We start from the raw sequence: 6,845 nt of genomic DNA, 5'->3' as shown, positions 1-6,845 counted from the left end.
GGCGATGGTACTGTATAATTGACTATGGGAGAGTAGCACGGTGCCGGAAATTTTTTTACCTCAAGTTGCTTCGCACACAACTTGAGGTTTTTTTTGCCCGTGCGGCGGCAAGGTGCCGCTGCCGGGTGCGGCGGCAAGGTGCCGCTGCCGGGTGCGCACGCCAATGCCCCTACGGGGGGCGTGCGGGCGGCCGGTACAGGCAGGCATTGGTCGGTCGGCAAAGCCATTTACGCGGCGCACAAATAAGGTCACATCGCCATTTACGCGGCGCACAACAAGCGCGGTCAGCGCCGCGAACGGCGGCAAGGTGCCGCTGCCGGGTGCGCACGCCAATGCCCCTACGGGGGGCGTGCGGGCGGCCGGTACAGGCAGGCATTGGTCGGTCGGCAAAGCCATTTACGCGGCGCACAATAAGCGCGGTCAGCGCCGCGAACGAATGTGAGGGCATTACTTGCACCAGCAAGTAACGAGGAACGATAGTGACGAAGCCGAACGTAGTGAGCGAAGCCCCTCCGGCGTAGTGAGCGCAGCGAACGATGAGGAGTTGACGGGCGTAGCCCGGCAAGTAAGGGGCGCTAGCCCCGCCCGCGAATGGAAGTGCTTCGCAAGTCAACGGTAGTTCCGAGGCGAGCGGGGAGGTCCGGAGGGCGTGTGGCCCTCCGGAGCCATCCGCATAAGACGTAACAACCAGTTTGTGGCTTGTAATGGCATGGAAAGGTAAATGAAACTTATGTATCATTACGGGATCATGTGCGACTGGAAAGCGGAGATGAATCTCCGCACTCCAAAGACGCGAAGCGGCATTACGGGCATTGGCCCCACCGACTTCCACGGAAGCTCCAAGGTAGCCGCCCAGCATTACGGGAACCACGCTTGTTCCTGAGGCAGGGGCAGACTGAGTGGTCAAACCTGTTTCAGTTTTTCCCGGCAGAGGGAGGCCCGGCAAATATCGCGCTCGGAACCGGTGAGTTCGCGGCCGGCCATTTTTTGCAGATGGGCCGGATTGATCGCCAGAAACAGGGTGTTGACCAGCTTGAGATCAAGGGAGTTGAACAGACCGAGATCGACGCCCAGCCGGACACCGGAGAGCGACTTCAACGCTTCTTCGCTGGAAAGCTTGTAGGCATGGCGCAGGGTGCCGTAGGAACGGCCGACTAAATCGTAAACGCTGAATTGATCGCGTTCCAGCAACATCTGCCGGGCATTTTTCTCATGGCTGATCAACTGGCGGATTACCATGTTCAGACGTTCGATGATTTGAGATTCGCTCTCGCCGAGGGTGCTCTGGTTGGAGACCTGGAACAGGTTTCCCCGGTTGTCGGTGCCTTCTCCGAAGATGCCGCGCACCGCCAGATTCAGCTTGTTCACTCCCTGAATGGTCGGACCGATCTGCCCGGTCATCACCAGTCCGGGCAAATGCAGCATCACCGAAGCGCGCATGCCGGTGCCGACGTTGGTCGGACAACAGGTCAGGAAGCCGAGCCGCTCGTCAAACGCATAGTCGAGCTTGCGGCCGAGCTCGTCGTCCAGCTCGTTGATCTCTTTCCAGACCGCTTCCAGCTGGAAGCCGGGGCGCAGGGTTTGAATCCGGAGCTGATCCTCCTCGTTCACCATGATCGAACTGGACTCGTCCGAACGGACCAGCAGACGGGTCCCTTCCGGGTTTTCCAGAAAGTCCCGGCTTGCCAGCCGCCGTTCCAGCAGGATTTCCCGGTCGACTTCGCTCATTTCACCGGGGTTGAAGGTGAAACAGTCGGGACAGCCCAGCGCGCCGGATTCGGCTGCCGCGGCGGACACCAGATCGCAGACCTCCTGCCTGGATTCCGCCGAAGCGGCTGCGGGGAATGGACGCCCCGTCAGGTTGCGTGCCAGCCGGATCCGCGAACTGATCGCAATATCCTCCTCCGGGCCGGAACAGGCCAGAAAACTGACCGGCTCCTGCAGCAGTCGATCGATGGAATCACTCATGTTCGGCCTCCTTTTCCGGCTGCTCTTCTTCCGGGGAATCCGGGGCTTTCTTCTGCGCTTCCAACTCGGTTTTCAACTGGGAAATCCGGTCGCGGCAGATGGCGGCGGCTTCATATTCCTCGCGGCGCACGTGTTCGTCGAGCTCGTGCTTTTGCTGTTCCAGCTCGAATTCCAGCGCCGCCGTACCGGCGGAGCCGCAGCAGGGCGGCCGCTTGCCGAGGTGAACCGGGCCGCGCTGAATCCGGGTCAGGGCTTCCGCGATCATCGGAGCGAAAGTGCGGTAACAGTCAGGACAGCCGAGCCGTCCGCTGTTGTTGCGCAGTTTTTCCAGCGTCCAGCCGCAGGAGGAGCACACCAGCGCGCTCCCGTTTTCCTTTCTGGTTTCGACCTTCGGCTGGAGCGACGCCTGTAATTTGCCGAGGTTGAACAATACTTCGGCAAGGTTGAAGCCGAGTGAACCGAGTTCGCCCTTCTCTTCCTTGGCCTTCGCGCAATCTCCGCAGAGATTGGATGTGGTGATTTTGCCGTCATGCACCTCTTTGATGTGTATGGTGGCTTCATTTTTTTTGCAATTATCACATAACATGATAGTACCTCCTCATTTCCGAAAGCGGTTGAGGAACGGTTCCTGCTGCCGCCTTCTTACAACACTATACTATAACAGCGCAAAAATGCAAGGGGTTCTGCTGAAAATACGGAATTGCACCTCAAACCATCCGCTCGGCCATGGAGCGGCACGCGGCGGCGAGTTCGGAATCGCGGAGGATTCCGGCCGGTTCGCCGCCGCGTGTGACCACTGCGCCGTCGGCTCCGTAGTCGTTCCACTGGCGCAGCACCGCATCCATATCGGCGTCGGCGTCGACCCGGATCAGGTTATTCGGCAGTTCGCCTTCGGGAAGCGGCGCCATCAGGTCGGAGGCTCGCCGTGAGCTCCACACCGCGCTCTGCAGCCCCTCCGGAATGGAATGGTTGCTTCCGAGCAGCTGCTGCGAATAGATGCCTCCGCCGATCCAGCTGCGGCGTACCGCGAACGCGATGAAGCTGACCAGTGCGGCGGAGGCGAGCAGTTCGTAGCAGCCGGTGAGTTCGGCCACCATCACGATTCCGGTCAGCACGGTTCCGGTGATTGCGCCGACCGCGGCGGCCATTCCGGCCAGAACCAGCAGTTCGCGCGGCACCGCGAGCCCGGCGGGCAGCACCAGCGCCAGCAGTTCGCCGACGAGCGCGCCGGAGAGCGCACCGAGGAAAAGCGAGGGGCAGAACACGCCTCCCGAACCTCCCGAACCGAGCGAAACCGACGTTGCGATGAATTTGCCCGCCAGCAGCAGCAACAGCAACCCGAATGTGACGATCCGCCCGTTCAGCAGGTCGAAAATTGTGGAATAGCCCAGCCCTTCCACATAATAATTGCCGGTCAGCTTCAGGAAGAACCAGATTTCCGCGCCCACCAGCACCATGCCGAACGCATGGCGGATATAGTAGTTTCCGGAAAGAGAATCGAACCACTTCGAGGTTTTGCATAGAGCGACGATGAACAGCGTGGAGATCACTCCGACGACCAGTCCGAGCACCACCAGCGACGGCAGCGACGAAATCAGCGGGTCCGACAGCAGCTCCGGTATCGGCACCGGCAGCGACGGCCTCGTGCCGAAAACACTCCTTGAGATCAGCGTTGCCACAACCGCCGCGATCGAAACCGGCAGCAGCGCCGCCGCCGATACTGCCGGCAGAAAGAGTTCGATGGTGAACAGCACGCCGCCGAGCGGGGAATCGAAAGAGCCGGCGACTCCGCCGGCGGCGGCCGCCGCCAGCAGCACCGTGCGGACCCGGCCCGGAAAGCGCAGCCAGCCGCCGATCGCGCTGCCGACCGACGCGGTGATTTGGATGATCGGACCTTCCCGCCCGATCGAGGCGCCGGTTCCGATGGAGATGGAGGCGCTCAGGCTTTTGATCAGCGCCAGAACCGGGTGGATTTTCGCCTCCCGGTAGTAGATGGAGTACATGATCTGCGGCACGCCGTGGCTGCGCGCTCCGGGGGCGAAATTGCGGACCAGAAACGCGACCAGCAGCGCCCCCGCCAGCGGTATCAGAATGATTCCGACACCCCACGGCGACGGATCGGCATGCGCCAGCGCGTCATAGTGCAGCGATACCGTTCCGCGGAACGCCAGATTGTGAAAAAAGGCGATCATATACCGGAATATCACCGCACAGCCGCCGGCCAGCACGCCGGTAAACGCTCCCAGCAGCGCCAGCAGCAGCAGTTCCCGCCCGGCCGGATGGTCCACGGTCCCGTCATAACGAAACATACTTCTCCTCCAATAACTTCTCCTGTTATACAATGTAACACCACTATGTTTTTTTTCAACCGGGATGGTTTCCTGATTCCGGATATGTTTCCATCGGGATTTTACTCTGTTTCACTTGATGACAAACGGTTTCTGTGGTATATTAGAAGACGATTTTTATAATTTCAAAAAAACGGGAGTTGCCATGAGCATTTGCTATGACGAAAAAAGCCGTGTCTTCAAGCTGGATACGGCGCGCAGTTCTTATGTATTTATGGTCGAGGAGAGTGGTTATCTCTCCCATCTGCACTACGGCGGCCGGATCGACGATCTCGCCGGTGCGGTTGCGTTGTTCCAGAATTCCAACCCGGCGTTCTCCCCTTATCCGGAGGACAGTTGCCCGGAACACTCGCGCAACCATATTCCCCAGGAGTATTCGACCAGCGCGGCCGGCGATTTCCGTCTCGCCTCGGCCAGCGTCCGCACACCGGACGGCTGTGCAACCACCGATTTCAAGTTCGCCGGTTACCGGATTATTCCGGGGAAACCGGAACTGCCCGGACTTCCGGCCAGCTATTCGACCGCCGATGCTCCGGCCGAGACGCTGGAGATCACGCTGCGTGACGCGGCGAGCAAGGTGGAATTCGTGCTCGCCTACAGCGTGTTTGAAAAATATGATGTGATCGCCCGCAGCGTGAAGGTGGTCAACGCTTCCGCCGTTCCGGTCGACCTCGAACGGGCGATGTCGCTCTGTCTCGACCTGCGCAACGACGATTTCGATTTCATCCATCTGGCGGGGAGCTGGGCGCTGGAGCGCCATGTCTGCCGCAGCCGGATTCAGCCCGGATTGCAGGGCATCGCCAGCAAGCGCACCAGCAGCAGCCACCAGCACAACCCCGCCTTTGCAATCGCGGGAGCCGCGACGACCGAGGAGCTGGGAGAAGCCTGGGGATGCGTGCTGGTCTATTCGGGCAGCTTCGAGTGCATGCTCGAGCTGGACGAGGTGAACAACGTCCGTGCCGTCGCCGGTATCAACCACGAGAATTTCCGCTGGCGCCTCGCCGCCGGAGAGAGCTTCCAGACGCCCGAAGCGCTGCTGACCTATTCCGGGAACGGCCTCGGCGGCATGTCCCGCAACTTCCATGCGGCGTTGCGCAACAACCTCTGCCGCGAGCCGTGGAAGAACCTGCCGCGCCCGATCCTGATCAACAACTGGGAGGCGACCTATTTCGACTTCAATGTCGAGAAGCTGCTGGACATCGCCCGTTCCGCCGCGCCGCTCGGTATTGAAATGCTGGTGCTCGATGACGGCTGGTTCGGCCACCGCGAGGACGACCGCTCCAGTCTCGGCGACTGGTTCGTGAACACCGCCAAGATCGGCGAACTCGGCGAACTGGTGAAGAAGGTCAACGCGCTCGGCATGAAGTTCGGCCTCTGGTTCGAGCCGGAGATGATCTCCAAGGACAGCGAACTCTACCGGAAGCACCCGGAGTGGGCGCTGACCGTCCCCGGACGCACCTGCACGCTGAGCCGCAACCAGATGGTGCTCGACATGACCAATCCGGCTGTGGTGGATTATCTGTTCGACACCGTTGCGGAGATTCTGCGCAACGCCAACATCGAGTATATCAAGTGGGATATGAACCGCCAGCCCGCCGAGCTTTTCACCGCGACTCTGCCGGCGGAAAAGCAGGGCGAAATCGGCCATCGTTTCGTACTCGGCATGTATGAACTCAAACGCCGGCTGCTGGAAGCCTTCCCGAAACTGCTGATCGAAGGCTGCTCCGGCGGCGGCGGCCGGTTCGATGCGGGCATGCTCTACTATACCCCGCAGATCTGGACCAGCGACGATACCGACGCGATCGAACGGGTCAAAATTCAGTCCGGCACCTCGCTGTTCTATCCCGCCTCGGCGATGGGAGCGCATGTCTCCGCCGTTCCGAACCACCAGACCGGCCGCGTGACCAGCTTCGAAACCCGCGGCAATGTCGCGCTGGCCGGAACCCTCGGCTACGAAATGGATCTCGGCACTCTCAACGAAGCGGAACGTGAGCTGGTCAGGCGTCAGACCCGCCTCTACCGCGAATACAATGACGTGATCGCACGCGGCGAACTCTACCGGCTGATCGATCCCTTCCGGGACAATGACCGCGCCGCATGGGAATATGCCGCCGCCGACGGCTCCGAAGCAGTCGTCACCTATGTGGTCTGCCGGAACCATCCCTCCGCAGCGCCGCGTTATCTGCGTCTGCGCGGCCTCGAAGCCGCCGCCCGCTACCGGGAGACCGAAACCGGCCTCGAACTGGCCGGCAGCACCCTGATGAACGCCGGATTCCAGCTCCCCGGCGCCAGGCACGACGGCGACAGCTGGATTTTTCACTTCGTCAAGCTGTAAGCTTAGCCTCCGGCGGCCCGGGGCGCTTCGCCCCCGGGACCCCAGACCGGCAACGTGCCGGGGCGGGCGCAGGCTGTTTTTTGGCATAGCCAAAAAACAGCCTGCTTGACTTCAGGGTAAAGACTTGCAGGAGGATAGAACCAATATGATGGTATATCCTCTTACGAATATCCATTTACGGTTTGAAATATAAA

The 6,845-nt window shown here is 60.7% G+C and carries 4 protein-coding genes; 1 reads left to right on the top strand and 3 read right to left on the bottom strand.

Features of this window, described 5'->3' with window-relative positions; genetic code table 11:
- Nucleotides 1–903 precede the first annotated feature (903 nt).
- The 3 genes from C8D82_RS18910 to C8D82_RS18900 all read right to left on the bottom strand — a co-directional run bounded on the left by C8D82_RS18910 (nt 904) and on the right by C8D82_RS18900 (nt 4,277).
- Nucleotides 904–1,968, bottom strand: coding sequence for a protein arginine kinase (locus tag C8D82_RS18910; protein ID WP_116885855.1), 1,065 nt, complete (start codon nt 1,966–1,968; stop codon nt 904–906).
- On the bottom strand, nt 1,961–2,554 hold the full coding sequence (locus tag C8D82_RS18905) for a UvrB/UvrC motif-containing protein (RefSeq protein ID WP_116885854.1): 594 nt from the start codon (nt 2,552–2,554) through the stop codon (nt 1,961–1,963). The genes C8D82_RS18910 and C8D82_RS18905 overlap by 8 nt, the downstream gene beginning before the upstream one ends.
- A 121-nt stretch (nt 2,555–2,675) precedes the next feature.
- On the bottom strand, nt 2,676–4,277 hold the full coding sequence (locus C8D82_RS18900; RefSeq protein ID WP_116885853.1) for a chloride channel protein: 1,602 nt from the start codon (nt 4,275–4,277) through the stop codon (nt 2,676–2,678).
- A 184-nt stretch (nt 4,278–4,461) separates the two neighbouring features.
- Between C8D82_RS18900 and C8D82_RS18895 the strand changes: the two genes are divergently transcribed.
- A complete protein-coding gene (locus tag C8D82_RS18895) occupies nt 4,462–6,651 on the top strand; it encodes an alpha-galactosidase (protein WP_116885852.1) in 2,190 nt (729 codons plus the stop codon).
- Nucleotides 6,652–6,845: the final 194 nt, after the last annotated feature.

Origin of the sequence: Victivallis vadensis, from assembly GCF_003096415.1 — a bacterium.
Taxonomy (GTDB): Bacteria; Verrucomicrobiota; Lentisphaeria; order Victivallales; family Victivallaceae; genus Victivallis; species Victivallis vadensis.
The sequence above is the reverse complement of the archived record's forward strand: the minus strand, read 5'-3'. Positions and strand labels throughout refer to the sequence as shown.

Bases quoted from the DNA above. Each gene is read 5' to 3' on its own strand.
- C8D82_RS18895 (WP_116885852.1), top strand. From the start codon at position 4,462: ATGAGCATTTGCTATGACGAAAAAAGCCGTGTCTTCAAGCTGGATACG.
- C8D82_RS18900 (WP_116885853.1), bottom strand. From the start codon at position 4,277: ATGTTTCGTTATGACGGGACCGTGGACCATCCGGCCGGGCGGGAACTG.
- C8D82_RS18905 (WP_116885854.1), bottom strand. From the start codon at position 2,554: ATGTTATGTGATAATTGCAAAAAAAATGAAGCCACCATACACATCAAA.
- C8D82_RS18910 (WP_116885855.1), bottom strand. From the start codon at position 1,968: ATGAGTGATTCCATCGATCGACTGCTGCAGGAGCCGGTCAGTTTTCTG.